This is a genomic window from Modestobacter sp. KNN46-3, assembly GCF_011039295.1.
The window spans coordinates 18,922-43,109 of the sequence record NZ_JAAKGN010000026.1 but is presented as its reverse complement, the minus strand read 5'-3'; the positions used below and the strand labels follow the sequence as shown (position 1 = coordinate 43,109).

Genomic DNA, 24,188 nt, shown 5'->3' with positions numbered 1-24,188 from the left:
CCCGGTCAAGGAGCCCCCCTACGTGCCGGGGATGGACGTCGCCGGGGTGCTGGCCGAGATCGGGGAGGGCGCCGACACCGACATCCACGTCGGTGAGCACGTGATGGGCATCGTCGTCCCGTCCGGTGCGCACGGCGGCTACCGCGAGGACGTCGTGCTGCCCGCCGGCTCGATCGCCCGCGTGCCCGAGGGCGTCGGCGACGCCGCGGCGGCCACGCTGCCGATGAACGGGCTCACCGCCCGGCTCGCGCTGGACCGGATGGCGCTGCAGCCGGGACAGGTGCTCGCGGTGACCGGCGCGGCCGGGGCGTTCGGCGGCTACGTCGTCCAGCTGGCCAAGACCGAGGGGCTGACCGTGGTGGCCGACGCCAAGCCCGAGGACGAGCAGCTGGTGCGCGACCTGGGGGCCGACGTCGTCGTCCGGCGGGGGGACGACGTCGCCGACCGGATCCGCGAGCAGTTCCCCGACGGCGTCGACGGGCTGGCCGACGGCTCGGTGCAGGACGCCGCCGTGCTGCCCGCGGTCAAGGACGGCGGGGCCGTCGCGACCGTCCGTGGCTACCGCGGCGACGGGCAGCGCGACCTGCGGGTCTTCCCGGTGATGGTCCGCGACTACGCCGAGGAGCACGCCAAGCTGGACCGGCTGCGCGAGCAGGTGGAGAACGGCGAGATCACCCTCCGGGTGGCGCACACCTTCCCGGCGGCGAAGGCCGCGGAGGCCCACCGCCGGCTCGAGGCCGGCGGCGTGCGGGGACGTCTGGTCCTCACCTTCTGACCGCGATAGGAAGGCCCGCATGAGACGCAGGCGCTCGTGGGGCTCGCTCTGGTCGAAGGGCTCGGTGCTGTCGATCGGCTCGACCGGGTCGGTGCTGTCCATCGGCAGCGTCGGCTCGGTGCTGTCGATCGGCAGCATCGGCTCGTCCTGCTCGCTGTTCAGCATCGGGTCGAGCACGTCGATCGGGTCGGCGGCGTCCTGGCTGTCGATCGGGTCGGTGCTGTCGGCGGAGTCCCGGTGGTCGGTGCTGTCGTGGCGGTCGGTGAGGTCCTGGCGGTCGGCGGGGGAGTGCGCCGGGGAGTGCGACTGCTGCGGGTCGGCCGGCTGATCAGCCCAGGTGCTTGGCCGCCTCCCGGCGGGAGAGCGGGCTGAGCTCGTGCTCGGCCAGGAACCGGCGCACCCAGTCGGGGTCGGTCTTGGTGTGCTCGCGCAGCGCCCAGCCGATCGCCTTGCGGACGAAGAACTCCGGGTCGGCGGCGTTGACCTCGATGACCTCGGCGAGCAGCGCGGTGTCGGTGCGCTCCTTGGCGCCGAGCTGGGCGATGACCGCGCTGCGCCGCAGCCACCGGTCCGGGTCGCGCGCCCAGCCCTGCAGCGCCGCCCGCAGTGGCGCCGGGTGGGCGAGCAGCAGATCGCGGACCCGGGGCTGGACCCCGTCGACCAGGTCCCACCACGCGCCGGTGGTGATCATCTCCTCGTACAGCGGCAGCAGCTCCAGGGCGCCCCGGGCGACGGGCAGGCCGGTCAGCGCGATGGCGGCGTGCCGCTCCTCCCGGACGGTCGCCTCCCGCCACAGCACACCGGCGGCCCGTTCGACGTCCGGTGGGTGCGCGGCCGCGGCGGCCCGGACGATCCGGCGGACGTCGGGCAGCCGCACCCCGAGGCAGGGCTCCGCCGTCTTCAGGTAGGCCTGCATGCCGCGGCCCCGCTCGGGGTCGGCCGCCGCCCACAGCGCGGCGCGCACCTCGGGGACCAGGTCAGCGGCCATGCCGGCGATCCTGCCGCAGTCGGATCGCTCAGCGGGAGCCCCCGTGCGAGGCTGCCGGGGAGGTCGCCCGCCGGAGTGCGGCCCTGGTCGGGAGGTCCCGTGAACGGCGCGCAGGCAGTCATCCGCACCCTGGTCGAGGGCGGGGTGGACGTCTGCTTCGCCAACCCCGGCACCTCGGAGATGCACTTCGTCGCGGCCCTGGACGACGTCCCGGAGATGCGGGCCGTGCTCACCCTGTTCGAGGGCGTCGCCACCGGCGCCGCCGACGGGTACGCCCGGATGACCGGCTCTCCGGCGGCCACGCTGCTGCACCTGGGTCCCGGGCTGGGCAACGGGATCGCCAACCTGCACAACGCCTGCCGGGCACGGACGCCGCTGGTCAACGTCATCGGCGACCACGCACTGACCCACAAGCGGCTGGACGCGCCGCTGGAGTCCGACATCGACGCGCTGGCCGGCACGGTGTCCGGGTGGGTGCGCCGGTCGCTGGCCACCAGCGAGGTGGGTGCGGACACCGCCGACGCGATCGCCGCCGCCGCCCGCGGCCAGGTGGCCAGCCTGGTGCTGCCGGCCGACGTCTCCTGGAGCGACGGCGCCGCGGTGGCCGCCGTCCCGGCCCGGCGCCCGGCCCCGCAGGTGCCCGCCTCCGTGGTGGAGGAGGTGGCCGGGGTGCTCGGCGGCTCGACCTTGCTCTTCCTCGGCGGCGACGCGGTGCTCGAGCCCGGGCTGCGGGCCGCTGCCCAGGTCGCCGCGGGCACCGGTACCCGGCTGCTGTCCCAGCGGTCCCCGGCGCGGATGCAGCGCGGGGCCGGGCTGCCCGACGTGCTCAAGCTGCCCTATCCGCCCGAGGGCGCCCGCAAGCAGCTGGACGGCGTCGAGCACCTCGTTCTGGTCGGTGCCGTGGAGCCGGTGGCCTTCTTCGGCTACCCCGGCATGGACGGCCGGCTGCTGCCCGAGGGCTGCTCGGTGCACGTGCTGGCCGCCCCGGGCGAGGACGTCGTCGCGGCGCTGCAGGCCCTGGCCGAGTCGACCGCCCCGGACGCCGTCCCGGAGCTGGCCGAGGCCCGCCGTCCGGACCTGCCCACCGGGGAGCTGGACATCAAGGCCCTGGCCGAGGTGGTCGGCGCGTTGCTGCCCGAGCGGGCGATCGTCGTCGACGAGGCGTTGACCAGCGGCTACTTCCTCCCGATGGCGACCGTCGGGGCGCCGGCGCACGACTGGCTGGCCCTCACCGGCGGCGCGATCGGGCAGGGGATGCCGGTGGCCGTCGGTGCCGCGGTGGCCTGCCCGGACCGGCCGGTGGTCTCGCTGCAGGCCGACGGCAGCGCGATGTACACCATCCAGGCGCTGTGGACCCAGGCCCGCGAGGGGCTCGACGTCACCACGGTCATCTGCGACAACAGCGCCTACGCGATCCTGGCCAGCGAGCTGGAGAGCGTCGGTGCGGCCGGCGGCGGGGAGCGCGCCGGGAAGCTGCTGGACCTGGGCGGGCCGGCGCTGGACTTCGTCGCGCTGGCCACCGGGATGGGCGTGCCGGCGACCCGGGCCACCACCGCCGAGGAGCTGGCCGAGCAGTTCCGCGCCGCGCTGGCCGAGCCCGGGCCGCACCTGATCGACGCCGTCCTGCCGCGCGGCTGACCCGCCGGCTCAGGTGTCCGCGACCCGGGCCTCCTCCTCGGCCGGGGAGCGACGGCCGAAGTAGAAGATGCCGATCCCCAGCGACACGATGAGCAGCACGGCCATGAAGACGAGCAACGGGACCGCGCCGAACTGGGCGATCAGCGGCAGTGACGCCGCGGTGACCAGGCCGCCGCCGAAGAAGGGCTCGAAGGCCAACTGCTTGTAGCCGAACGCCTCCATGGCCGGGGTGGCGGCGTTGGGGTCGGCGACCCGGATCAGGATCAGCCCGGTGGCCGTGACGCCGAGGGACTGACCGAGGTCGCCGATGCCGCGTTCGAACCAGAACCGCGGGATCATCCGGCGGGCCAGGAAGACGAAGACCCCGACGTTCCAGGCGAGCCCGGCGATGGCGAGCAGCAGGAACGTCACCCAGTTGTTCGCGATCGCCTGGATGGACAGCGTGGCCAGCGCGCTGATGATCAGCAGGTCGAGCGCGATGCCCTGGATCCGCAGCATCATCTGCCGGTCGACGATGCCGGTGCGGTCGAACCGGTCGACCAGCTTCTGCACCGCGACGCCGCCGATCATCGCCAGCGGGAACAGCGGAACGTACTCGAAGAGCTCGACGGTGTCGGCCCACAGCAGCCGCTCCAGCGCCTGCAGCGCTTCCAGGAGGGCGAGCCCGAGCAGGATCGCCACGGCGACGACGGCGAAGTGGATCGCCAGCGGCTCGACCGAGGCGGTGCGCACCGTCAGCATCGCGGCCGGCTTCTGCTCCTCCTTCTCGTAGAGCCCGCGCTGCTCGGCCAGCGAGGTCTTCGCATCGCTCTCCAGCACCTCGGCGCGGCCGGTGTGCACCCCCCAGTTGATCAGCGCGATGCCGACGACGACGCCGGCGACGACCCCCACCGTGGCCAGGCCGAGCGCCAGGTCCTGTCCCTCGGGGAAGCCGAGCTCGGCGAAGGTGTCGCCCAGCCCCGCTGCGGTGCCGTGCCCGCCCTCGAAGCCGACCTCGATCAGCGCCCCGACCATCGGGTCCTGGTCGAGGAAGGGCACCAGCAGGAGGACGGCGAGCAGCAGCCCGATCACGTACTGGCCGGACGCCATGGTGACGCCGAGCGCCAGTTGCGGGCCGGCCAGCTCGGCGGCCTCCTTCACCTTGGGGATGCGCTCGCCGAGGAACAGCGTCGCGAAGACCACCGAGATGAGCAGGCCGGGCAGCGACGCCCAGACGTCGAGGAACTCCTCCGGCCACAGCCCGCCGGTCAGCGGGGCGTCCGGCCCGCCGATCGCCTCGGCGATCGAGCCGACCACCTCCGGGCCGATCAGGAGCGCCAGGAAGCCGCCGATGATCGAGCTGGGGAGGAAGAGCTTCTGCGCGATGCGGGACCGGATCCGGACGAGCTTGGCGACCAGGAGCAGGACGCCGAGCACGAGCAGGCTGAGTCCGATGACGTCGGCGGACACGGTGCCTCCCTCGGGGAGATCCGAGTCGGGGACCGGTTGCGCAGGGTGGTCCCTGACGGGCCTCACACCCTGGTGCCTCGGAGGTCCGCCGACAACCCCCCGGTCGGCCCGAACCTCCCTGGGCTCGCCCATGGGCTCAGTGCAGTCGCTGTAACCACCTCGCCCGCGGTGGATGGACGTCCGCGACGCCCGCTGCTCCGGTGCTGGTCACGCCGCGATGGCACGGGGTTTCCCGATGATCAACGCAGGGCATCTGTGGCTCACCATCCGAGGAGGACCCGTGGACACCTGGCTGATCGTCGTCATCGTCATCGCCGTGCTGATCGTGCTGGCGCTCGTCGCGTTGGCGATCACCAAGCGCGGCGGGGCGAGCAAGGAGCGCAAGCGCGAGCAGGCCCTCGAGCACCTGCGGGAGGCCGAGCTGCTCGCCGCCCGCGCGGACAAGGAGCAAGCGCTCGCCGACGAGCAGGCCGCCCGGGCCCGGCGGGAGCGCGCCGAGGCCGAGGAGCGCACCGCACTGGCGGAGCGGGAGGCGCACGAGCACACCGTCCACGCGCAGCAGGAACGGTCGATGGCCGCCGAGCTCAAGGCCAAGGCGGAGAAGCTCGCCCCGGGGCTGGCGCAGTCCGACGGCTCGCACCACCAGGTGGACGCCGACCGGCGGGACGTCGCCGAGGAGCAGGACGTCGTGCGCCACGACGACCCCGTGCGGCAGGACGACCCCGTGCGCCGGGAGGCGTCCCCGCAGCAGGAGGGCCCCCACGGCGCCACCCGCGCCTGATCACCTCATCCTCAGCCGTCTCCCCGCTCCGGGGGCTTCTCGTTACAGGCACTGGACCGACATGACCGACCGTTGTTCGGGTGTCAGCTCGGCAAGGCGTCGTCGACCGCGGTAGGTGACGGCGGGGCGCTGCCGCCGTGCGGTGCCTCGCCGGTCATCAGCTGCACGATCTGCTCGCGGTCGGCCGCCGAGGGGAGCCCCCAGGTCGGCTCGTACTCGTAGACCTCGGCGAGTGGGCGTGATGCGGTGCGGCCGGTGAGGATCTCCACCGCTGAGGTGTCGATGAGCCCGGGGTGCTCGACTCCGCAGGCCTCCGCGACCTTGAGCAGGTCGCGCCGGAGGGTCTGGATGTAGGTGGCCGCCCGCACCGACTTCAGCGCGGGGTCCAGGCCGTGCGCGAGCCAGGTGTTCTGGGTCGCGACGCCGGTGGGGCAGGTGTCGGTGTGGCACTTCTGCGCCTGGATGCAGCCGATCGCCAGCATCGCCTCGCGGGCGACGTTGACGAGGTCGCAGCCGAGGGCGAAGGCGATGGTCGCGTTGTCGGGCAGGCCGAGCTTGCCGCCGCCGATGAAGGTGACCTGCTCGTGCAGCCCGGCCCGGGCGAAGGTGGAGTAGACCCGGGCGAAGCCCAGCTGGAACGGCAGCGAGACCGAGTCGGTGAAGATCAGCGGCGCGGCGCCGGTGCCGCCCTCGCCGCCGTCGATGGTCACGAAGTCCACGCCCCGGTCGGTGGTCGCCATCAGCTCGGTGAGCTCGTGCCAGAACCCCATGTCTCCGACGGCGGACTTGATGCCGACCGGCAGCCCGGTCTCGGCGGCGAGCAGCTCGACCCAGTCGAGCAGGCTGTCGGTGTCGGAGAACTCGGCGTGCCGGGACGGGCTGATGCAGTCGACGCCCTCCGGGACCCCGCGGGTGGCGGCGATCTCGGCAGAGACCTTGGCCGCGGGCAGCACGCCACCCAGACCGGGTTTGGCGCCCTGGCTGAGCTTGATCTCCAGGGCACGGACGGGGGCGGAGGCGACCAGGTCCTTGAGCCGGGCCAGGTCGAAGCGGCCGTGCTCGTCGCGGCAGCCGAAGTACGCCGTCCCCAGCTGGAACACCAGCTCGCCGCCGTGCCGGTGGTGCGGGGACACCCCGCCCTCGCCGCTGTTGTGCAGGCAGCCGGCCAGCGCGGCGCCGCGGTTCAGCGCCTCCACCGCCTGGCCGGACAGCGAGCCGAAGCTCATCGCGGAGATGTTCACGACCGACTGCGGCCGGAACGCGTGTGCCCGCCCGCGGGCGGCGCCGAGCACCTTGGCACTGGGCAGCCGCGTCTTCTGCCCGGCTTGCGCGGTGGTGGCCGGGACGGCGTGGCCGAAGGTGCGGTGGTTGATGACCGGGTAGCCGGCGGTGAACTCGAGGTCGTTGTCGGTGCCGAAGCCGAAGTAGTTGTTCTGCTTCTTCGCCGAGGCGTACACCCAGCGCCGCTGGTCGCGGGTGAACGGCCGCTCCTCGTTGTTGCCCGCCACCAGGTACTGCCGCATCTCGGGGCCGATGGACTCCAGCAGGTAGCGGGCCCGGCCGAGCACCGGGAAGTTGCGCAGCAGGGTGTGCTCGCGCTGGAGGAGGTCGCGGGCGGCGACCCCGGCGAGGGCGGAGAGTCCGGCGGCCGCAGCGCGGGTTGCCCAGGTCATGTCCCACTATGACGCGAGCCCGCTCCGATCGTGTCCGGTTCTGCGCCGGGACCTCTCCGTGCGCGCGAGGGGCACCTCGCCGTTGTCGTGTCCCCTGACCGGGTGAACCAGCCGGGTGAGGGGTCACTGTTCGTCCACAGGGCTCCCCGCGGAGCCGTCTCGTCCCCTTACAGTCACCGCACTCAACCGACCAAGTGGCTGCTCAACGGGGGTGTCGTGCCGGTGGCGAGCTCTGCCGTCGATCTCGTGGACGGCGAGGTCCGGGAGCTGATCCGGCGCCGGGGGCTCGACCCGTTCGGCGATCCCGGGCCGGTGCGGATGCTGGTGCGGGACGTGGTCGCCGACTACTCCGAGCGCTCGCTGTCCTCCACGTTGCCGCCGGTCGGTGACCCGGAGGGCGTCGTCCGCGACGTGCTGGACCGGGTGGCCGGGTACGGGCCGCTGCAGCGGTGGCTGGATGACCCGGAGGTCGAGGAGATCTGGGTCAACGAGCCGGGCCGGGTGTTCGTCGCCCGCCGCGGGCGCAGTGAGCTGACGACGACGATCCTGGGCGCCGGGCAGCTGGCGGACCTGGTCGAGCGGATGCTGCGCAGCTCGGGTCGGCGGATCGACATGTCCACCCCGTTCGTCGACGCGATGCTGCCCGACGGCTCTCGGCTCCACGTCGTGATCCCGGATGTCACGCGCCGGCACATGGCGGTGAACATCCGGAAGTTCGTGCTGCAGGCGCACTCGCTCGACGAGCTGGTCGCGCTGGGCACCCTGACCTCACAGGTGGCTCGGTTCCTGGAGGCCTCGGTCGCCGCGGGGCTGAACATCCTGGTCTCCGGCGGTACCCAGGCCGGCAAGACCACGATGCTGAACTGCCTGTGCGCCGCGGTCCCGGCCCGCGAGCGGGTGGTCACCTGTGAAGAGGTCTTCGAGCTGCGGGTGCCGTTGCCCGACGTCGTGGCGATGCAGACCCGGCAGGCCAACCTCGAGGGCGCGGGTGAGATCCCGTTGCGCCGGCTGGTGAAGGAGGCGCTGCGGATGCGGCCCTCCCGGCTGGTCGTTGGCGAGGTGCGCCAAGAAGAGTGCCTGGACCTGTTGATCGCGTTGAACAGCGGACTGCCCGGCATGTGCACCCTGCACGCCAACAGTGCCCGCGAGGCCGTGGTCAAGATGTGCACCCTGCCGCTGCTGGCCGGGGAGAACATCGGGCACGCCTTCGTCGTCCCGACCGTGGCCTCCAGCGTCGACCTCGTCGTGCACGTGGGCACCGAGCCCAGCGGTGCGCGGCGGCTGCGTGAGGTCGTGGCGCTGCCCGGCCGCACCGAGGGCAGCGTCGTCGAGACCGCCGACGTCTTCACCACCCGCGACGGCCGGCTGGTGCGCGCCGACGGCTACCCGCCGCACGCCGACCGCTACGCCGCCCACGGCTTCGACCTGGCTGCGCTGCTGGGCGACCCGGCCGAACGGCGGACCGCGTGAGCGTGCCCGGTGGCCTGCTCGGGCTGGCGCTCGGCGTCGGCCTGCTGCTGATCTGGCGCAGCGGCGCCCGGGCGCCGGTCCGGCGGGCGGGCACCTCCCGGCCGGGGCGGCGTCAGCAGCTGCTCTCCGCCGCCGGGCTCACCGGGATCAACTCCGCCCAGCTGCTCGCGCTCCAGGTCGCTCTGGGCGTCGCTTGTCTCCTGCTGGTGCTGCTGACCACGCAGACGGTGACGATCAGCCTGGCGTTCGGCGTCTTCGGCTCGGCGGTGCCGTACCTGCTGGTGCGTCGGCTCGCCGCCAAGCGCCGGGCCGACCTGCGCGAGGTGTGGCCGGAGGTCGTGGACAACCTGGCCTCGGCGGTGCGGGCCGGGCTCTCGCTGCCCGAGGCGCTGTCGGCGCTCGCCGTCCGTGGGCCGGAGGTGCTGCGGGGCTCCTTCGCCCGGTTCGCCGCCGACCACCGCTCCAGCGGCCGGTTCAGCGACGCCCTCGACCGGCTGAAGGACGACCTGGCCGACCCGGTGGGCGACCGGATCGTGGAGACGCTGCGGGTGGCGCGCGAGGTGGGCGGCAGCGACCTGGGCCGAGTGCTGCGCACCCTGGCCGCGTTCCTCCGCGAGGACGCCCGGGCCCGCGCCGAGCTGGAGACCCGGCAGGGGTGGGTCATCCAGGCCGCCCGGCTGGCCGTGGCCGCGCCCTGGGTGGTGCTGCTCCTGCTCGCCACGCAGCAGCAGACGTTGACCGCCTACGACAGCCCGGTCGGGACGGCGCTGCTGCTGATCGGCGGCGGGGTGTGCCTGCTCGCCTACCGGCTGATGCTCAAGATCGGGCGGCTTCCCGAGGACGTGCGGGTGCTCCAGTGAGTGAGCATCGCAGCGAGCGCCAGCGAGCGAGGAGCGGAGCGAACGGGCCGCGGAGCGGCGCGGTGTCGTCGTGAGTGCCGGGCTGACCGGCATGCTGTTGGGGCTGGTCGCGGCCACGGGCGTGCTGCTCGCGGTGAGCTTCGCGCCGCCGTTCCGGCAGGTGCGGCTGGTCGACCGGCTGGCGCCCTATGTGCACGACAGTCCGGCGCCGTCCCGGCTGCTCGGCACCGTGACCCAGCCCGGGGTGCTCAGCGCTGCCCGGCGGATGTTCGGGCCGGTGCTGGCCGACGGCGGGCGCCACGTCGACCGGTTGCTCGGTGGCCGGGTGGCGGTTCGGTGGCGGCTCGACGCGCTGAACGCCGACGCGACCGTCGAGGACTTCCGGATCGAGCAGGTGGTGTGGGGCGGGCTCGGGCTGCTCGGCGCCGCCGTCCTGGCCGTGCTGGGGTCGGCGCTGGCCGGGGCGGTGAACCTGCTGTCGGTCGTGCTGTTGTGCGTGGCCGGGCTGGTCGGCGGGGTGCTGGGCCGGGACTGGTGGCTGACCCAGCAGGTGCAGCGGCGTGAGGAGCTGCTGCTGGCGGAGTTCCCGGTGGTCGCCGAGCTGCTGGCGCTCGCCGTGACCGCAGGGGAGAGCCCGACCGCGGCGATCGCCCGGGTCACCCGGCTCTCCGGCGGCGAGCTGGCCCGGGAGCTGGGCGCGACCCTCGCCCGGGCCCGCGCCGGGGTGCCGCTGGTCGATGCGCTGCAGCAGCTGGCCGACCGCACCTCGCTCGACCCGCTGGCCCGGTTCGTCGACGGCCTGATCGTGGCCATCGAGCGCGGCACCCCACTGGCCGAGGTGCTGCGGGCCCAGGCCGCCGACGTCCGAGAGGCCGGCAAGCGCCGGCTGCTCGAAGCAGGCGGGCGCAAGGAAATCGCGATGATGGTCCCGGTCGTGTTCCTGGTGCTGCCCGTCACCGTCCTGTTCGCCCTGTACCCGGGGCTGATCAGCATCGTCTCGCTGGCGCAGTGACGCCGGTGACCGACAGAGAGGACCACGGATGCGTGCCTACGCGTTCCTTCTGACCGCGCTGGCTGCGCTGGCGGCCCGGCTGCGGGAGGACGATCCCGAGCGGGGCGACGTCCCGGGCTGGGTGATGATCACGGTGATGACCGCTGCGCTGGTGCTGGCGATCCTCGTGCCGTTCCGCGCGGCGATCGTGGAGGCGGTGTCGAACGCGCTGGAGTCCGTGACGAGTGCGCAGTGAGCGGCTGACGGACGACGGCGAGCGGGGGAGCGCGGTCGTCGACTTCGTGCTGGTCGGCGTGCTGGTCGTGGCGCTGCTGCTCGCGGTGTTGCAGGTGGCGGTCTACGTGCACCTGCGCAACGTGGTGGTGGCCAGCGCGCAGCAGGGTGCCCGGTACGCGGCCAACGCCGACGTGCCCGCCGAGGCCGGGGCGGCCCGGACGTTGGAGATCGTCGGGCAGGCGACCTCGACGGGGACGGCGGCCGGGTTGGCGTGCGAGTCGCTGCAGGAGGTCGACGAGAGTGGGCTGACGCTCGTCGTCGTCCGGTGCGTCGGGGCGGTGCCGAGCCTGTTCGGCCCGCTGGGGGACCTGCTGCCGCTGTCGGCGACCGGGCGTTCGGTGGCGGAGACGCCGTGAACTGGCTCCGTGAGCGACTGAGCGGCCCCGAGCGTGGGTCGGCGATCGTGGAGTTCGTGTTCATCGCGCTGGTGGTGTTCCTGCCGCTGGTCTACATCGTGGCCGGGTTCTCGTCCGTCCAGCGCGGGGTGTTCGCGGCGAACGCGGCGGCCCGGGAGGCGGGGCGGGCGATCGCAACCGCGCCGGACGTGTCGACCGGGCAGGCGCGTGCGGAGGCGGCGGTGACGATCGCGGTGGCCGACCAGTCGGTGGAGGCGACCGACGTCGTCCTGGCCTATGCGCCGGTCGGCGCCGGGTGCGAGGCGGCGGGTGGCTATGCGCCGTCGCTGGTGCCGGGGGAGGAGTTCTCGGTGTGCGTGACGGTGACCGTGCGGATCCCGCTGCTGCCGGAGTTCATCGACGCCAACACCGCCACCGGCCAGTTCCTCGTCGAACGCGACCGCTACGTCGACGGCTGACCGACCCGCCGTTGTGCGCCCATCGTCGGTCCCGACCCGGCGAACCGACGATCGGCGCACAACCCTGAGGACACGCGCGAGGGGCGGCCCCGGCTGACCGGGACCGCCCCTGCGGACGGTGCGGCTACCTCAGTAGGTCACGGAGCTGAGGTAGTCGAGGCCGGCCTGCGCGGCCTCGAAGGGGTCGAACGTCGGGTCGCCGAAGCGCGGGTCGTGCTCGACGACGTAGTAGCGGACGTGGTGGGCGGCCGCGAAGATCGCCGGGAAGTCGAGGGAGCCGCGGCCGACGATCTCGATGCGGTTGTCCAGGGCCGGGTTGAGGTCCTTGACGTGCAACAGCTTGATCCGCTTGCCGTACTCCTCGATGACGTCGACCGGGTCGAGGCCGGCGAAGGCGACCCAGTACAGGTCGAGCTGGGAGACCACGTTCTTCTTCTGGGTGTGCTGCATCAGGATGTCGAAGGCGGTGCGGTCGCCGAAGACGGTGGTGAACTCAAAGTCGTGGTTGTGGATGAACAGGGTCTGGCCGGCCTGGCGCGCCTGCTCACCCGCGGCGTCGAGGTACTCGGCGTAGGCGATCCAGTCGGCCTCGGTCTCGAGCTCCCCGATCCACGGGGCGCCCGCGGTGCTGCCGGAGCCGAAGTACTTGATGCCGAGGACGCGGTTGTCCGCGAGGATCTGCTCGATGTCCGCGGGGTTGGCGGGGGAGCCCACGTCGACGTGCCGGGCTGACGCCTTGAGGCCGTACTGGTCGAGGAGGGCCGCGTACTCCTCGGCGGTCCAGCCGCTCAGGGTGTACGGCTCCACGTTGCGATAGCCCATCTCGGCGAGCCGGCGCAGGACCTCCTCGTGGCGCGCCTGCGATTCGGCGTCGTCGCCGATGTAGTCGGCGAACGTGTAGAGCTGGATCGAGATCTTGCTGAGCGGCACGCCCCGATCGGCGCACTCGGCGGAAGCCGGGGCCTTCGTGGGCGGGGCGGCGCTCGCTGAGCCGGCGAGGCCGACGAACAGCAGTGTGGACAGGACGACTACGAGCACGGCCCGCAGACCGATCGGCACCTTCATGGGTCCCCCTCTGAGCGTGACGTGGGCAGACGACATCGCCGGGCGGCCACCCGCTGTCTGGAGGCGGGAGCCCGCACCGAGGTGTGCTGTGCGTCACAACGTAGCGGGACTTGTGTCAAACACAAAGCAGAAGTCGTACAGATCCAGGCGGAACAACGCGACCGCCCGGGAGCGCCTGGGCGCAGCGCCCGCCAGCTCCCCGATGTGCGCTCGTCGTCGGTCCGCGGTCGGCGAACCGACGACGAGCGCACAACCCCGGCCGTCGGGAATCGGTCGCGCGCCGACCAGCGCCGCGCGTACGGTCCGGAGCGACCGGACAGGCGATCAGGGAGCAGCGACATGGGTGGCAGCGGCGACATCTCCGGGTGAACCCCGGGGTGTGCCCGGCAGGCGAGCAGCCGCCGGAGCCCTCGTCGTCCTCGTCCACCGCCGGGCTGCCACAGGCGCCCGCGTCCTCGCGAAGGTCCCGCCGTGCCCGATGCCTCCGTCGTCTGCTCCGCTCTGTCCTTTACCTGGCCTGACGGCACCCCCGTCTTCGCCGACCTCTCCCTCACCGTCGGCGCCGGCCGCACCGGCCTGATCGCGCCCAACGGCGCCGGCAAGAGCACCCTGCTCAGGCTGATCGCCGGCGAGCTCCGGCCCGCCGCGGGCACGGTCACCGTCGACGGCGTGCTCGGGTACCTGCCCCAGTCGCTGCCGCTGGCCGGCAACCTGACCGTCGCCGAGGTGCTGGGCGTCGCGCCCGTGCTCGCCGCCCTGGCCGCCATCGAGTCCGGTGACGCTGCCGACGAGCACTTCGCCGCCATCGGTACCGACTGGGACGTCGAGGAGCGCACCCGCGTCCAGCTCGACCGGTTGGGCCTGGGTGACGTCACGCTCGACCGCCGGCTCGACACCCTCAGCGGCGGGCAGGTCATCACGCTCGGCCTGGCCGCGCAGCTGCTCGAGCGCCCCGAGGTCCTGCTGCTCGACGAGCCGACCAACAACCTGGACGGCGACGCGCGCCGCACCCTGTACGCCGCGCTCGACGACTTCGCCGGCTGCCTGCTGGTGGTCAGCCACGACCGGGCGCTGCTCGACCGGATGGACCGCATCGCCGAGCTCGACCGCGGCGAGCTGCGCACCTACGGCGGGGGCTTCACCGACTGGGAGGCCGCCGTCCGCGCGGAGCAGGAGGCGGTGGAGCGCGACGTCCGCACCGCCGAGCAGCAGGTCAAGCGGGAGAAGCGGGAGCGGCAGCTGGCCCGGGAGCGGGCGCAGAAGAAGTCCGGCAACGCCGCCCGCACCGTCAAGGACGCCGGGCTGCCGAAGATCCTCATCGGCAAGATGAAGCGGACCGCCCAGGAGTCGGCGGGCAAGGTCGACGACGTGCACGCCGCCCGGCTCGACGGTGCCCGCACCCGGCTGGAGGAGGCCGAGCGCGCGCTGCGGGACGACCAGGCGATCGTGCTGGAACTGCCCGGCACCGCGGTGCCCTCAGGGCGGACCGTGTTCGCCGGCGAGGGGCTGCAGCTGCGGCTGGGGGAGCGGGCGCTCTTCGCCGAGGGCGGCGTCGACCTCACCGTCCGCGGCCCGGAGCGGATTGCGCTGACCGGTGGGAACGGGGCCGGGAAGTCGTCACTGCTACGGCTGATGACCGGCGACCTCACGCCCGACGCCGGGGAAATCCGGAGGGCCGGCGGCCGGGTCGCCCACCTGTCCCAGCGGCTGGACCTGCTCGACCCCGACCGCACCGTGGCCGAGGCGCTCGCGGACGCGGCACCGGCGATGCCCACGGCGGAGCGGATGAACCTGCTGGCCCGGCACCTGTTCCGCGGCAGCCGGGCGTACCTGCCGGTCCGGGCGCTCTCGGGCGGTGAGCGGCTGCGGGCCACGCTGGCCTGCGTGCTGCACGCCGAACCGGCTCCCCAGCTGCTGCTGCTCGACGAACCGACGAACAACCTCGACCTGGTCAGCGTCGGCCAGCTGGTGAGTGCGCTGGCGGCCTACCGAGGCGCGTTCGTGGTGGTCAGCCACGACGAGCGGTTCCTCACCGAGCTCGGCATCACCCGCTGGCTCCACCTCACCGACGGCCGCCCGCACGAGGTCGCCGCACCCGGCTGACCCGGCCGCCGGTGTGCGCTCGTCGTCGGTTCCGGACCGGGGAACCGACGGTCAGCGCACAACAGGGGAGCGGAACGAGGTCAGCCGGCGATGCGGGTGCACTCCGGGCAGCGGTCGGTGCCCGGGAAGGTGAGCCAGTCCTGCGTGGCGACGGCGGAGACCAGCACGCCGCAGACCGACTGGTCCAGACCGTCGACGACCGGGCGGGCGACGGCATGGGTGACCTGGTCGCTGCTGCGGGGGTCGTGCGCCGTGGAGGCCACGTGGGTGGCGGTGAGGTCGGTGCCGATCGAGGAGATGGTCGCCGTCATGGGCAGCAGCCTGCCGGACGAACATGACGATCTGACTGCGATGGGACGTTGATCCTGCGATGGCTCGTCACACACGTGCCGAGGCAGCCCCGGGTACAGCCTGCTGCACCGCAAGAGGCCAGGTCAGGGGATCGGAGACGGGGCGCGCCCCGACCAGCATCGGGAGGGACACCAACCCGACCGAGGAGCCCCCCGTGCCCGACCCGTACCGCCTGGAGCCCACCGCACAGCCCGTCGACCTCCGTCCCGCCCCCGAGCCGGCGCGCAGCACCCCGGACCGGCCGCTGCGCACGCTGCTGTGGGTCGTCCTGGTGCTGAGCATCGCCGGCAACAGCGTCACCTCGTTCAGCGCCGTCCCGCTCGCGGTCAGCATCGGCTTCGGCCTGCTGACCGCCGTCAGCGCCATCACGCTGATCAGCCTGCACGTGCGCAACCGATGAGCACCGCCCTCGCGCCGACGGCCACCGCCGCCGTCGCCCTCACGCACGTGACCAAGACCCACCCCAACGGCGTCCGCGCCCTGGACGACGTCACGGTCGAGGTGCCCCGCGGCAGCTTCCTCGCCGTCATGGGCCCCTCCGGCTCGGGCAAGAGCACCCTGCTGCAGGTCGCCGCCGGGCTGGACACCCCGACCAGCGGCGAGGTCCTCCTCGACGGCGCCGGCATCGGCGGGCTGGACGAGACCCGCCGCACCGAGCTGCGCCGCGACCGGATCGGCTTCGTGTTCCAGGCCTACAACCTGCTGCCCGCGCTCACCGTGGGGGAGAACATCACCCTGCCGTTGCGGCTGGCCGGGAAGCCGCTGGACCGGGAGTGGGTGCAGTACCTCGTCGACCGGGTGGGGCTGGGCGACCGGCTGGACCACCGGCCGACCGAGCTCTCCGGCGGCCAGCAGCAGCGGGCCGCGATCGCCCGCGCCCTGGTCGCCCGGCCCGCCGTCGTCTTCGCCGACGAGCCCACCGGCGCCCTGGACCTGCACAGCGCCGCCGAGGTGCTCGGCCTGCTCCGCGCCCTGGTCGACGACCTGGGCCAGACCGTCGTGCTGGTCACGCACGACCCGGCCGCCGCGGCCCGCGCCGACCGCGCGCTGGTGATGGCCGACGGCCGGGTCGTCGACACCCTCGAGCGCCCGGCCGCCGCCGACCTGGCCGCGTGCCTCGTCGCGCTGCGCGAGGGCTGAGCCGTGCTCGCACTCGCCCTGCGGCTGGCCCGCACCCGGCTCACCGCCTCCCTCGCCGTCCTCGTCGCGGTGCTCGGCGGGGCGGCCATCGTCACCGGCACCGGCGTGCTCGCCGAGTCCGGCCTGCGCTCGCACCTGCCCGTCGACCGGCTGGCCGGCGCGGAGGTGGTCGTCTCCGCCGACCAGACGGTGCAGCCCAGCGCCGACCTCGCCGTCGCCCTGCCCGAGCGGGGGAGCGTGCCCGCCGCGCTGGCCGACGAGCTGGGGGAGCTGCCCGGGGTGGCGGCCGCCGTCGCAGACGTCGGCTTCCCGGCCGCCGTTCTCGGCACCGACGGGGACGTCGTCGCGACCACCGACCCGACGACCGCCGGGCACGGCTGGTCCTCCCTCCGCCTGCTGGACGACCCCGACGTCACCGGCACCCCGCCGACCGGCCCGCAGGAGGTGGCCCTCGACTCGGCGATCGCCGCTGCGGCCGGCGTGGCCCCCGGCGACACCGTGCGGGTCGTGCTGGCCGGCCGCGCCGTCGACGCCCGGCTCACCGCCGTGGTCCCGGCCGGTGCGGGCGTGCTGGTCGCCGACGACCGGGCGGCGCGGCTGGCCGGGCAGACCGACACCGTCGACCTGATGGGCCTCCAGGTGACCGGGGACGTCGAGGCGGTCGCCGACGCCGTCCGCCCGCTGCTGCCCGCCGGCACCATCGTCAGCACCGGCGACGCCCGCGGCGACGTCGCCCTCCCCGAGGCGGCCGCGGCCCGGTCGCTGCTGGTCGTGCTCGCGTCCTCCCTGATGGGCGTGCCGCTGCTGATCGTCGGGTTCGTCGTCGCCGGGGCGCTGGCCGTGTCGATCGGCGGTCAGCGCCGCGAGCTGGCGCTGCTCCGCGCCGTCGGCACCACCCCGCGGCAGCTGCGCCGGCTGGTCGCCGGGCAGGCTGCCGTCGTCGCGGCGGTCGCGCTCGTCCCGGGCATCGCCCTCGGCTACTTGCTGGGCGGGCAGTTCCGTCGGCTGCTGGTGCACGTCGGGGTGCTCCCCGACGCGCTGCCGCTGGCTGTCGGCCCGCTGCCGGCGCTGGCCGCCGCCGCACTGCTGCTCCTCGTCGTCCAGGTCGCCGCCCGCTGCGCCGCCTGGCGCACCAGCCGCGAACCGGTGACCCAGCTGCTCGTCGACTCCCGGACCGGCCCCCGTACCCCGTCGCCCGGCCGGCACCGTGCCGGGCTGCTGCTCATCGCCGCCGCCGTGCCGCTCTCGGTGCCGCCGCTGCTGGTGCAGTCGCCGATCGGCGCGGCGTCCACCTCGCTGGCCGGCATCGTCGCCGCCATCGGCCTCGCGCTGGCCGGCCCCACCCTGCTGCGCCGAGTCACCGGCCGGCTCGCCCGCCGGCTGCCGGCCGGCACCTCGGCGCCCGCCTGGCTGGCGGTGGCCAACCTGCACGGCTACGCGCTGCGCTCGGCGGGTGCGGTCACCACGCTGGCGATGGCGGTCGTCGTCGCGCTCACCTACACGTTCGCCCAGACCACCGTGATCGACGCGACGGCGGAGGAGACCCGGGCGGGCACCGTCGCCGATACGACGGTCACCGCCCCCGACCTGGGCGGCATCCCCGCCGGGCTCCTCGGCGCGGTGCAGGCCGTCCCCGGGGTGGAGGCGGCCGCGCCGGTCAGCACCACGACCGTGCTCTGGCCGATGCGCCTGCTGGGCGAGGAGGAGCTGTCCGCCGGGCCGGCGCTGGTGCTGCCCCCGGCCGGGGCCGGCGTGCTCGACCTCGACGTGCGGGACGGCGACCTGGCCGAGCTGACCGGCGCCACGGTGGCCGTCGGCAGCGACGCGGCCGCCGCCCGGGACGTCGGGGTCGGCGACCGGGTGCAGCTCACCCTCGGGGACGGCGCGGAGGTCGAGGCCCGGGTGGTCGCCGTCTACGACCGGGAACTGGGCTTCGGCTCCGTCGTCCTCTCCGCCGACCTGGCCGCGGGGCACACCACCGGCGGGCTGGCCGACAGCCTGCTGGTGCGCACCGACGGCGACCCGGCGACCGACCGGGCGCTGGCGGCCCTGACCGACCGGCCCGGCGTGACGGTGTCCGACGGCGGGGTCGCCGGCGACCGGCCGGCCGCGCCGCCGGAGGTGTGGATCAACCTGGCGGTCATCGGCGTGCTGCTGGGCTACCTCCTGCTGGGCATCGCCAACGCACTCGTCGCGGCCACCGCCCAGCGGCGCGGGGAGATCGCCGCCCTGCGGCTGACCGGGACGACGCCGCGCCAGGTGCGCGCGATGATGCGGCGCGAGGCGGCGCTGGTCTCCGGCGCAGCCGTCGCGGCCGGGGTGCTGGTCTCCGTGGTGCCCCTGGCGCTGCTCGGCCTGGGGTTCCTCGACCGCCCCTGGCCGTCCGGGCCGGGCTGGCTGCTGCCGGTGACGGCGGTCGTCGTCACCGGCATCGCGTTCCTGGCCATCGAGGTGCCGACCCGGGCCGCGCTGCGGGTCGCGCCGGCCGACGCGCTCGCCACCCAGGGGTGAACCGGCCGTGCCGACTCAGCTCGGGAAGCCGTCCCCGCCGGCCAGTGTGGTGATCGCGATCATCGCGGCGAAGACCAGGACGGTGGCGAGCAGGACGCCGACGCACAGCACCCAGCCGCGGTCGGTCAGCCCGGGCTCCTCCGCCGGTGCCGGGGTGGGGGTGGACTGCTCGGCGGCGGGACGGGTGCGGCGCTGCTCGACGGACACGCTCATGGGGACTCCCGGAGACGTCGGCCGGACCGGCCGATGGCCTGGACGCCGTGGTCAGCGCCCGATCCGGACGCTGGGGAGCTCAGGAGCGCAGGACCCGGGGTCGGAGGTCCCTGATCGAGGGACTCCCGGCCTCAACCGGGCAGCGTCACTGCAGGGTGTCGCGGTTCTGGGCGTGCTCGCTGACCTGCGGCATCTCCTCACCAGCCGTGCCCACGCGCACCGGCTCGCCGGCCGTGGTGCGGGCCCAGCACAGCCGGCACAGGTGGGTGGGCTCCTCCGGCAGCAGCGGGTGCGCGCCGAGCGGTCGCACCTGCACCCAGCCGACGGCGGCGGGGGCGTCAGCCACCTCGGCACAGCGGTCACAGCGGTACTGGACGGACATGCGGATCGACCTCCTGGCCCGGGGGACGACGGTGGCCCTCAGGACACCAGCGTCCCCCTCCACCGCGGAGATCGCAGCCCGGATCCGGTCAGCAGCACAGCGTGATCAGGCCAGCGGCAGCTGTTCCTGCAGGTCGGCGTCGAACCAGTCGCTGCCCAGGTCCTCGACCTCGCGCAGTTCGAGCTCGGCGAGGAGGGCGTAGGCGGTCTCGATGTCCATGTGCCCGAGCCAACGGCGGGTTCCGCACGCCCGGCTGGAGGGATCCGCAAGAGAGCCGCAGATCAGCCGCCGCGGTTCACCTCGGCCTGGACGACGCCGAGCAGCGCGGTCTGCAGCGTCTGGTCGTCGTGATCGCCGCGGTCGAGGGCCTCCTGGGCCGGGCCGGGGAGATGGCGCACGTCGAGGTCGTCGAGCCACGTCGTCTCCCCGCCGACCTGGCGTCCCAGCGTGAGGGCGTCGCCCTCTCGCCGCACCAGGTACTCCTCGCCACCGAGCTCGATCGTCGTTGAGTCGCTCATGGCGTCGCCGTACCCGAGGCCCCTGCCGGTCTACACCCACCCCGGCATGGGCACCCCCGGTGATCGGGCGGCCGGGACACGCCGCCCTGAGCTGCCGGTGTTCACTCTTTCCGGGCCGACCGGCGTGGCGGGTGTCCAGCTGTGGCCACTGTTGCCGATGGTCTCAGAGAGACAGGAGAGGCCCGGGAGATGCCCGGACGGGCCCTGGGACGGACCGGAGGAGGAGGTGGACGTGCCGCGAGCGAGGAGCGGAGCGCAGCTGCCGATGGACGTCCGTCACCGGGACGGCGGCGAGCAGGCACATGCCGGGCTGGTGGCCGGCGTGCTGGACGCGCTGCCGTCGCCGACGGTGCTGATCGACGCCGACGGCACGATGCTGCTGGTCAACTCCGCGTGGCAGGCCGCCGGCGACCTGCTCGACGACGACCGGCTGCGGGTCGGCGTGGGGGGCAACTACTTCGCGGTGATCCTGAGCCTGTCCGACGACGCGACGAACCGGGCGCGCATCGACCAGCTGCGCGAGCTGTCGGCGGGGCGCCGGACCGCGGTGTCGGCCGACTACGCGCTGGCCACGGTGACCGGGGTGCGCTGGTACCACCTGCAGGCCTCCCGCGCCGACCGTTCCGGGCGGGTGGTGGTCACCCACACCGACGTGACCTCGCGGGTGGAGGCGGAGCGGGCGTCGTCCTGGCAGGCCCGGCACGACCACCTCACCGACCTGCCCAACCGGGCGCACCTGCACGACCTGATCTCCGCCGAGCTGCGCCGCGTCGACCGTGGCCCGGTCACCGTGCTGTTCCTGGACGTCGACGGCTTCAAGGACGTCAACGACACGCTCGGCCACGAGATCGGCGACCACCTGCTGCGTGAGCTGGCCACCCGGCTGACCAGTCGCACCCGGACGCAGGACACCGTCGGCCGCCTCGGCGGCGACGAGTTCGTCGTGCTGTGCCGCGACTGCGACGTCGACGGCGCCCTCGCGCTGGCCGAGCGGTTCCAGAGCACCTTCGACGAGCCCTTCGACCTCGGCGAGCGGGTCACCCGGCTGACCGTGAGCATCGGCGTGGCCACCGCGCCCGGCGATGATCCGGACCTGCGCTCCACCGACCTGGTCCGGGACGCCGACCTGGCGATGTACGCGGCGAAGGCGGCCGGCCGCAACCGGGTGCGGGTGTTCAGCCCCGACCTGCGCAGTGCCGTCGAGCGGAAGGTGCTCGTCGCCGCCGAGTTGCGGGAGGCGATCGAGGCCGGCCAGCTGGTGCTGCACTACCAGCCGGTGCTGCACCTGCCCAGCGGCGAGGTGTCCGGGGTGGAGGCGCTGGTCCGCTGGCAGCACCCCGAGCGGGGCCTGCTTATGCCGTGTGACTTCATCCCGCTGGCCGAGCAGACCGGGGTCGTCGTCCAGCTCACCAGGTGGGTGCTCGGCGAGGCGACCCGGCAGGCCGCGGCCTGGGAGCGGGCCGGCCTCTCGTTGGTCACCGGGGTCAACATCAGCGCCGCGCACTTCGCCACCGGCACCCTCGTCGCCGACGTCCACGACGCGCTGGAGGCCGCCGGGCTCGCCCCCGAGCGCCTGGTGCTGGAGCTCACCGAGACCAGCGTCGCGGAGGACCCGCTCCCAGGCCGCGGCCTGCCGGGTCGCCTCGCCGAGCACCCACCTGGTGAGCTGGACGACGACCCCGGTCTGCTCGGCCAGCGGGATGAAGTCACACGGCATAAGCAGGCCCCGCTCGGGGTGCTGCCAGCGGACCAGCGCCTCCACCCCGGACACCTCGCCGCTGGGCAGGTGCAGCACCGGCTGGTAGTGCAGCACCAGCTGGCCGGCCTCGATCGCCTCCCGCAACTCGGCGGCGACGAGCACCTTCCGCTCGACGGCACTGCGCAGGTCGGGGCTGAACACCCGCACCCGGTTGCGGCCGGCCGCCTTCGCCGCGTACATCGCCAGGTCGGCGTCCCGGACCAGGTCGGTGGAGCGCAGGTCCGGATCATCGCCGGGCGCGGTGGCCACGCCGATGCTCACGGTCAGCCGGGTGACCCGCTCGCCGAGGTCGAAGGGCTCGTCGAAGGTGCTCTGGAACCGCTCGGCCAGCGCGAGGGCGCCGTCGACGTCGCAGTCGCGGCACAGCACGACGAACTCGTCGCCGCCGAGGCGGCCGACGGTGTCCTGCGTCCGGGTGCGACTGGTCAGCCGGGTGGCCAGCTCACGCAGCAGGTGGTCGCCGATCTCGTGGCCGAGCGTGTCGTTGACGTCCTTGAAGCCGTCGACGTCCAGGAACAGCACGGTGACCGGGCCACGGTCGACGCGGCGCAGCTCGGCGGAGATCAGGTCGTGCAGGTGCGCCCGGTTGGGCAGGTCGGTGAGGTGGTCGTGCCGGGCCTGCCAGGACGACGCCCGCTCCGCCTCCACCCGCGAGGTCACGTCGGTGTGGGTGACCACCACCCGCCCGGAACGGTCGGCGCGGGAGGCCTGCAGGTGGTACCAGCGCACCCCGGTCACCGTGGCCAGCGCGTAGTCGGCCGACACCGCGGTCCGGCGCCCCGCCGACAGCTCGCGCAGCTGGTCGATGCGCGCCCGGTTCGTCGCGTCGTCGGACAGGCTCAGGATCACCGCGAAGTAGTTGCCCCCCACGCCGACCCGCAGCCGGTCGTCGTCGAGCAGGTCGCCGGCGGCCTGCCACGCGGAGTTGACCAGCAGCATCGTGCCGTCGGCGTCGATCAGCACCGTCGGCGACGGCAGCGCGTCCAGCACGCCGGCCACCAGCCCGGCATGTGCCTGCTCGCCGCCGTCCCGGTGACGGACGTCCATCGGCAGCTGCGCTCCGCTCCTCGCTCGCGGCACGTCCACCTCCTCCTCCGGTCCGTCCCAGGGCCCGTCCGGGCATCTCCCGGGCCTCTCCTGTCTCTCTGAGACCATCGGCAACAGTGGCCACAGCTGGACACCCGCCACGCCGGTCGGCCCGGAAAGAGTGAACACCGGCAGCTCAGGGCGGCGTGTCCCGGCCGCCCGATCACCGGGGGTGCCCATGCCGGGGTGGGTGTAGACCGGCAGGGGCCTCGGGTACGGCGACGCCATGAGCGACTCAACGACGATCGAGCTCGGTGGCGAGGAGTACCTGGTGCGGCGAGAGGGCGACGCCCTCACGCTGGGACGCCAGGTCGGCGGGGAGACGACGTGGCTCGACGACCTCGACGTGCGCCATCTCCCCGGCCCGGCCCAGGAGGCCCTCGACCGCGGCGATCACGACGACCAGACGCTGCAGACCGCGCTGCTCGGCGTCGTCCAGGCCGAGGTGAACCGCGGCGGCTGATCTGCGGCTCTCTTGCGGATCCCTCCAGCCGGGCGTGCGGAACCCGCCGTTGGCTCGGGCACATGGACATCGAGACCGCCTACGCCCTCCTCGCCGAGCTCGAACTGCGCGAGGTCGAGGACCTGGGCAGCGACTGGTTCGACGCCGACCTGCAGGAACAGCTGCCGCTGGCCTGATCACGCTGTGCTGCTGACCGGATCCGGGCTGCGATCTCCGCGGTGGAGGGGGACGCTGGTGTCCTGAGGGCCACCGTCGTCCCCCGGGCCAGGAGGTCGATCCGCATGTCCGTCCAGTACCGCTGTGACCGCTGTGCCGAGGTGGCTGACGCCCCCGCCGCCGTCGGCTGGGTGCAGGTGCGACCGCTCGGCGCGCACCCGCTGCTGCCGGAGGAGCCCACCCACCTGTGCCGGCTGTGCTGGGCCCGCACCACGGCCGGCGAGCCGGTGCGCGTGGGCACGGCTGGTGAGGAGATGCCGCAGGTCAGCGAGCACGCCCAGAACCGCGACACCCTGCAGTGACGCTGCCCGGTTGAGGCCGGGAGTCCCTCGATCAGGGACCTCCGACCCCGGGTCCTGCGCTCCTGAGCTCCCCAGCGTCCGGATCGGGCGCTGACCACGGCGTCCAGGCCATCGGCCGGTCCGGCCGACGTCTCCGGGAGTCCCCATGAGCGTGTCCGTCGAGCAGCGCCGCACCCGTCCCGCCGCCGAGCAGTCCACCCCCACCCCGGCACCGGCGGAGGAGCCCGGGCTGACCGACCGCGGCTGGGTGCTGTGCGTCGGCGTCCTGCTCGCCACCGTCCTGGTCTTCGCCGCGATGATCGCGATCACCACACTGGCCGGCGGGGACGGCTTCCCGAGCTGA

The 24,188-nt window shown here is 74.0% G+C and carries 25 protein-coding genes and 2 pseudogenes; 18 read left to right on the top strand and 9 right to left on the bottom strand.

What is annotated here, in order from left to right; translation table 11 throughout:
- Together G5C62_RS08555 and G5C62_RS08550 are read left to right on the top strand one after the other, a co-directional pair.
- A partial coding sequence (locus G5C62_RS08555) for an NADP-dependent oxidoreductase (protein WP_164700630.1) occupies positions 1-775 on the top strand: 775 nt, incomplete at its 5' end.
- Positions 776-794: 19 nt separating this feature from the next.
- The gene (locus G5C62_RS08550) at positions 795-1,103 is read left to right on the top strand and encodes a hypothetical protein (protein WP_164700631.1); all 309 of its coding nucleotides are present in this window, start codon (positions 795-797) and stop codon (positions 1,101-1,103) included.
- On the opposite strand, the gene G5C62_RS08545 is transcribed toward G5C62_RS08550, so the two are convergent.
- On the bottom strand, positions 1,104-1,763 hold the full coding sequence (locus G5C62_RS08545) for a DNA alkylation repair protein (RefSeq protein ID WP_164700632.1): 660 nt from the start codon (positions 1,761-1,763) through the stop codon (positions 1,104-1,106).
- Positions 1,764-1,862: 99 nt separating this feature from the next.
- On the opposite strand from G5C62_RS08545, the gene G5C62_RS08540 reads away from it, so the two are divergent.
- Complete coding sequence (locus tag G5C62_RS08540) at positions 1,863-3,401, top strand: acetolactate synthase large subunit (RefSeq protein WP_164700633.1); 1,539 nt, start codon at positions 1,863-1,865, stop codon at positions 3,399-3,401.
- A 9-nt stretch (positions 3,402-3,410) separates the two neighbouring features.
- On the opposite strand, the gene G5C62_RS08535 is transcribed toward G5C62_RS08540, so the two are convergent.
- On the bottom strand, positions 3,411-4,850 hold the full coding sequence (locus G5C62_RS08535; RefSeq protein ID WP_164700634.1) for a sodium/glutamate symporter: 1,440 nt from the start codon (positions 4,848-4,850) through the stop codon (positions 3,411-3,413).
- Between the two features lie 280 nt (positions 4,851-5,130).
- Here G5C62_RS08535 and G5C62_RS08530 point away from each other — a divergent pair, with 280 nt between their 5' ends.
- Positions 5,131-5,631, top strand: a complete 501-nt coding sequence (locus tag G5C62_RS08530; protein ID WP_206330531.1) for a hypothetical protein — start codon at positions 5,131-5,133, stop codon at positions 5,629-5,631.
- Positions 5,632-5,714: 83 nt separating this feature from the next.
- Here G5C62_RS08530 and G5C62_RS08525 read toward each other — a convergent pair whose 3' ends face one another.
- Positions 5,715-7,304 (bottom strand): FMN-binding glutamate synthase family protein, encoded by a 1,590-nt coding sequence (locus G5C62_RS08525; protein ID WP_164700635.1) that lies wholly within the window; start codon positions 7,302-7,304, stop codon positions 5,715-5,717.
- A 222-nt stretch (positions 7,305-7,526) separates the two neighbouring features.
- Between G5C62_RS08525 and G5C62_RS08520 the strand changes: the two genes are divergently transcribed.
- The 6 genes from G5C62_RS08520 (at position 7,527) to G5C62_RS08495 (ending at position 11,736) form a co-directional block, all read left to right on the top strand.
- A complete protein-coding gene (locus tag G5C62_RS08520) occupies positions 7,527-8,774 on the top strand; it encodes a CpaF family protein (RefSeq protein WP_241175785.1) in 1,248 nt (415 codons plus the stop codon).
- The gene (locus G5C62_RS08515; protein ID WP_206330532.1) at positions 8,771-9,634 is read left to right on the top strand and encodes a type II secretion system F family protein; all 864 of its coding nucleotides are present in this window, start codon (positions 8,771-8,773) and stop codon (positions 9,632-9,634) included. Before G5C62_RS08520 ends, G5C62_RS08515 begins: the two co-directional genes overlap by 4 nt.
- 70 nt (positions 9,635-9,704) lie before the next feature.
- Positions 9,705-10,646, top strand: a complete 942-nt coding sequence (locus G5C62_RS08510) for a type II secretion system F family protein (protein ID WP_164700636.1) — start codon at positions 9,705-9,707, stop codon at positions 10,644-10,646.
- A 28-nt stretch (positions 10,647-10,674) separates the two neighbouring features.
- Positions 10,675-10,881: a hypothetical protein gene (locus G5C62_RS08505; RefSeq protein WP_164700637.1), complete on the top strand. Its 207-nt coding sequence runs from the start codon at positions 10,675-10,677 to the stop codon at positions 10,879-10,881.
- A complete protein-coding gene (locus G5C62_RS08500) occupies positions 10,871-11,278 on the top strand; it encodes a TadE/TadG family type IV pilus assembly protein (protein ID WP_164700638.1) in 408 nt (135 codons plus the stop codon). The genes G5C62_RS08505 and G5C62_RS08500 overlap by 11 nt, the downstream gene beginning before the upstream one ends.
- Entirely contained in the window at positions 11,275-11,736 is a 462-nt protein-coding gene (locus G5C62_RS08495; RefSeq protein WP_164700639.1) for a hypothetical protein, read from the top strand. The genes G5C62_RS08500 and G5C62_RS08495 overlap by 4 nt, the downstream gene beginning before the upstream one ends.
- Positions 11,737-11,865: 129 nt before the next feature.
- On the opposite strand, the gene G5C62_RS08490 is transcribed toward G5C62_RS08495, so the two are convergent.
- Positions 11,866-12,801 (bottom strand): sugar phosphate isomerase/epimerase, encoded by a 936-nt coding sequence (locus tag G5C62_RS08490; RefSeq protein ID WP_164700640.1) that lies wholly within the window; start codon positions 12,799-12,801, stop codon positions 11,866-11,868.
- 471 nt (positions 12,802-13,272) lie between these two features.
- On the opposite strand from G5C62_RS08490, the gene G5C62_RS08485 reads away from it, so the two are divergent.
- Positions 13,273-14,904 (top strand): ABC-F family ATP-binding cassette domain-containing protein, encoded by a 1,632-nt coding sequence (locus G5C62_RS08485; protein ID WP_164700641.1) that lies wholly within the window; start codon positions 13,273-13,275, stop codon positions 14,902-14,904.
- Positions 14,905-14,984: 80 nt separating this feature from the next.
- Here the strand turns inward: G5C62_RS08485 and G5C62_RS08480 are convergent, their stop codons facing one another.
- Entirely contained in the window at positions 14,985-15,215 is a 231-nt protein-coding gene (locus G5C62_RS08480) for a hypothetical protein (protein ID WP_164700642.1), read from the bottom strand.
- 194 nt (positions 15,216-15,409) lie between these two features.
- Between G5C62_RS08480 and G5C62_RS08475 the strand changes: the two genes are divergently transcribed.
- The 3 genes from G5C62_RS08475 to G5C62_RS08465 are packed head-to-tail and all read left to right on the top strand — an operon-like array spanning position 15,410 to position 18,906.
- On the top strand, positions 15,410-15,655 hold the full coding sequence (locus G5C62_RS08475; RefSeq protein WP_036337619.1) for a hypothetical protein: 246 nt from the start codon (positions 15,410-15,412) through the stop codon (positions 15,653-15,655).
- Positions 15,652-16,395 (top strand): ABC transporter ATP-binding protein, encoded by a 744-nt coding sequence (locus G5C62_RS08470; RefSeq protein ID WP_164700643.1) that lies wholly within the window; start codon positions 15,652-15,654, stop codon positions 16,393-16,395. Before G5C62_RS08475 ends, G5C62_RS08470 begins: the two co-directional genes overlap by 4 nt.
- 3 nt (positions 16,396-16,398) lie before the next feature.
- Complete coding sequence (locus G5C62_RS08465; protein ID WP_164700644.1) at positions 16,399-18,906, top strand: FtsX-like permease family protein; 2,508 nt, start codon at positions 16,399-16,401, stop codon at positions 18,904-18,906.
- A gap of 15 nt (positions 18,907-18,921) precedes the next feature.
- Here the strand turns inward: G5C62_RS08465 and G5C62_RS08460 are convergent, their stop codons facing one another.
- The 3 genes from G5C62_RS08460 to G5C62_RS08450 form a co-directional block, all read right to left on the bottom strand.
- Positions 18,922-19,119, bottom strand: a complete 198-nt coding sequence (locus G5C62_RS08460; protein WP_164700645.1) for a hypothetical protein — start codon at positions 19,117-19,119, stop codon at positions 18,922-18,924.
- A gap of 145 nt (positions 19,120-19,264) precedes the next feature.
- Positions 19,265-19,501 carry a hypothetical protein gene (locus G5C62_RS08455; protein WP_036337628.1) on the bottom strand — a complete coding sequence of 79 codons (237 nt, stop codon included), beginning with the start codon at positions 19,499-19,501 and terminating at the stop codon, positions 19,265-19,267.
- Positions 19,502-19,782: 281 nt separating this feature from the next.
- Positions 19,783-20,019: a hypothetical protein gene (locus G5C62_RS08450; protein WP_164700646.1), complete on the bottom strand. Its 237-nt coding sequence runs from the start codon at positions 20,017-20,019 to the stop codon at positions 19,783-19,785.
- On the opposite strand from G5C62_RS08450, the pseudogene G5C62_RS28010 reads away from it, so the two are divergent.
- Positions 20,018-21,616, top strand: a pseudogene (locus G5C62_RS28010) (diguanylate cyclase); the annotation flags it as partial. The gene G5C62_RS08450 and the pseudogene G5C62_RS28010 overlap by 2 nt on opposite strands.
- A gap of 78 nt (positions 21,617-21,694) precedes the next feature.
- Here G5C62_RS28010 and G5C62_RS28005 read toward each other — a convergent pair.
- Positions 21,695-22,717 (bottom strand): annotated as a pseudogene (locus G5C62_RS28005) (diguanylate cyclase); the annotation flags it as partial.
- A 373-nt stretch (positions 22,718-23,090) separates the two neighbouring features.
- Between G5C62_RS28005 and G5C62_RS08440 the strand changes: the two are divergent.
- The 3 genes from G5C62_RS08440 (at position 23,091) to G5C62_RS08430 (ending at position 24,188) form a co-directional block, all read left to right on the top strand.
- A complete protein-coding gene (locus G5C62_RS08440; protein WP_164700646.1) occupies positions 23,091-23,327 on the top strand; it encodes a hypothetical protein in 237 nt (78 codons plus the stop codon).
- 281 nt (positions 23,328-23,608) lie between these two features.
- Positions 23,609-23,845 carry a hypothetical protein gene (locus G5C62_RS08435; protein WP_036337628.1) on the top strand — a complete coding sequence of 79 codons (237 nt, stop codon included), beginning with the start codon at positions 23,609-23,611 and terminating at the stop codon, positions 23,843-23,845.
- Positions 23,846-23,990: 145 nt separating this feature from the next.
- On the top strand, positions 23,991-24,188 hold the full coding sequence (locus G5C62_RS08430) for a hypothetical protein (RefSeq protein ID WP_164700645.1): 198 nt from the start codon (positions 23,991-23,993) through the stop codon (positions 24,186-24,188).

What these genes read in the sequence shown, in the direction of transcription:
- G5C62_RS08525 (WP_164700635.1), bottom strand. Translation starts at nt 7,304, where the DNA reads ATGACCTGGGCAACCCGCGCTGCGGCCGCCGGACTCTCCGCCCTCGCC.
- G5C62_RS08470 (WP_164700643.1), top strand. Translation starts at nt 15,652, where the DNA reads ATGAGCACCGCCCTCGCGCCGACGGCCACCGCCGCCGTCGCCCTCACG.
- G5C62_RS08455 (WP_036337628.1), bottom strand. Translation starts at nt 19,501, where the DNA reads ATGTCCGTCCAGTACCGCTGTGACCGCTGTGCCGAGGTGGCTGACGCC.
- G5C62_RS08440 (WP_164700646.1), top strand. Translation starts at nt 23,091, where the DNA reads ATGAGCGACTCAACGACGATCGAGCTCGGTGGCGAGGAGTACCTGGTG.
- G5C62_RS08430 (WP_164700645.1), top strand. Translation starts at nt 23,991, where the DNA reads ATGAGCGTGTCCGTCGAGCAGCGCCGCACCCGTCCCGCCGCCGAGCAG.
- G5C62_RS08435 (WP_036337628.1), top strand. Translation starts at nt 23,609, where the DNA reads ATGTCCGTCCAGTACCGCTGTGACCGCTGTGCCGAGGTGGCTGACGCC.
- G5C62_RS08545 (WP_164700632.1), bottom strand. Translation starts at nt 1,763, where the DNA reads ATGGCCGCTGACCTGGTCCCCGAGGTGCGCGCCGCGCTGTGGGCGGCG.
- G5C62_RS08480 (WP_164700642.1), bottom strand. Translation starts at nt 15,215, where the DNA reads ATGACGGCGACCATCTCCTCGATCGGCACCGACCTCACCGCCACCCAC.
- G5C62_RS08550 (WP_164700631.1), top strand. Translation starts at nt 795, where the DNA reads ATGAGACGCAGGCGCTCGTGGGGCTCGCTCTGGTCGAAGGGCTCGGTG.
- G5C62_RS08505 (WP_164700637.1), top strand. Translation starts at nt 10,675, where the DNA reads ATGCGTGCCTACGCGTTCCTTCTGACCGCGCTGGCTGCGCTGGCGGCC.
- G5C62_RS08460 (WP_164700645.1), bottom strand. Translation starts at nt 19,119, where the DNA reads ATGAGCGTGTCCGTCGAGCAGCGCCGCACCCGTCCCGCCGCCGAGCAG.
- G5C62_RS08490 (WP_164700640.1), bottom strand. Translation starts at nt 12,801, where the DNA reads ATGAAGGTGCCGATCGGTCTGCGGGCCGTGCTCGTAGTCGTCCTGTCC.
- G5C62_RS08450 (WP_164700646.1), bottom strand. Translation starts at nt 20,019, where the DNA reads ATGAGCGACTCAACGACGATCGAGCTCGGTGGCGAGGAGTACCTGGTG.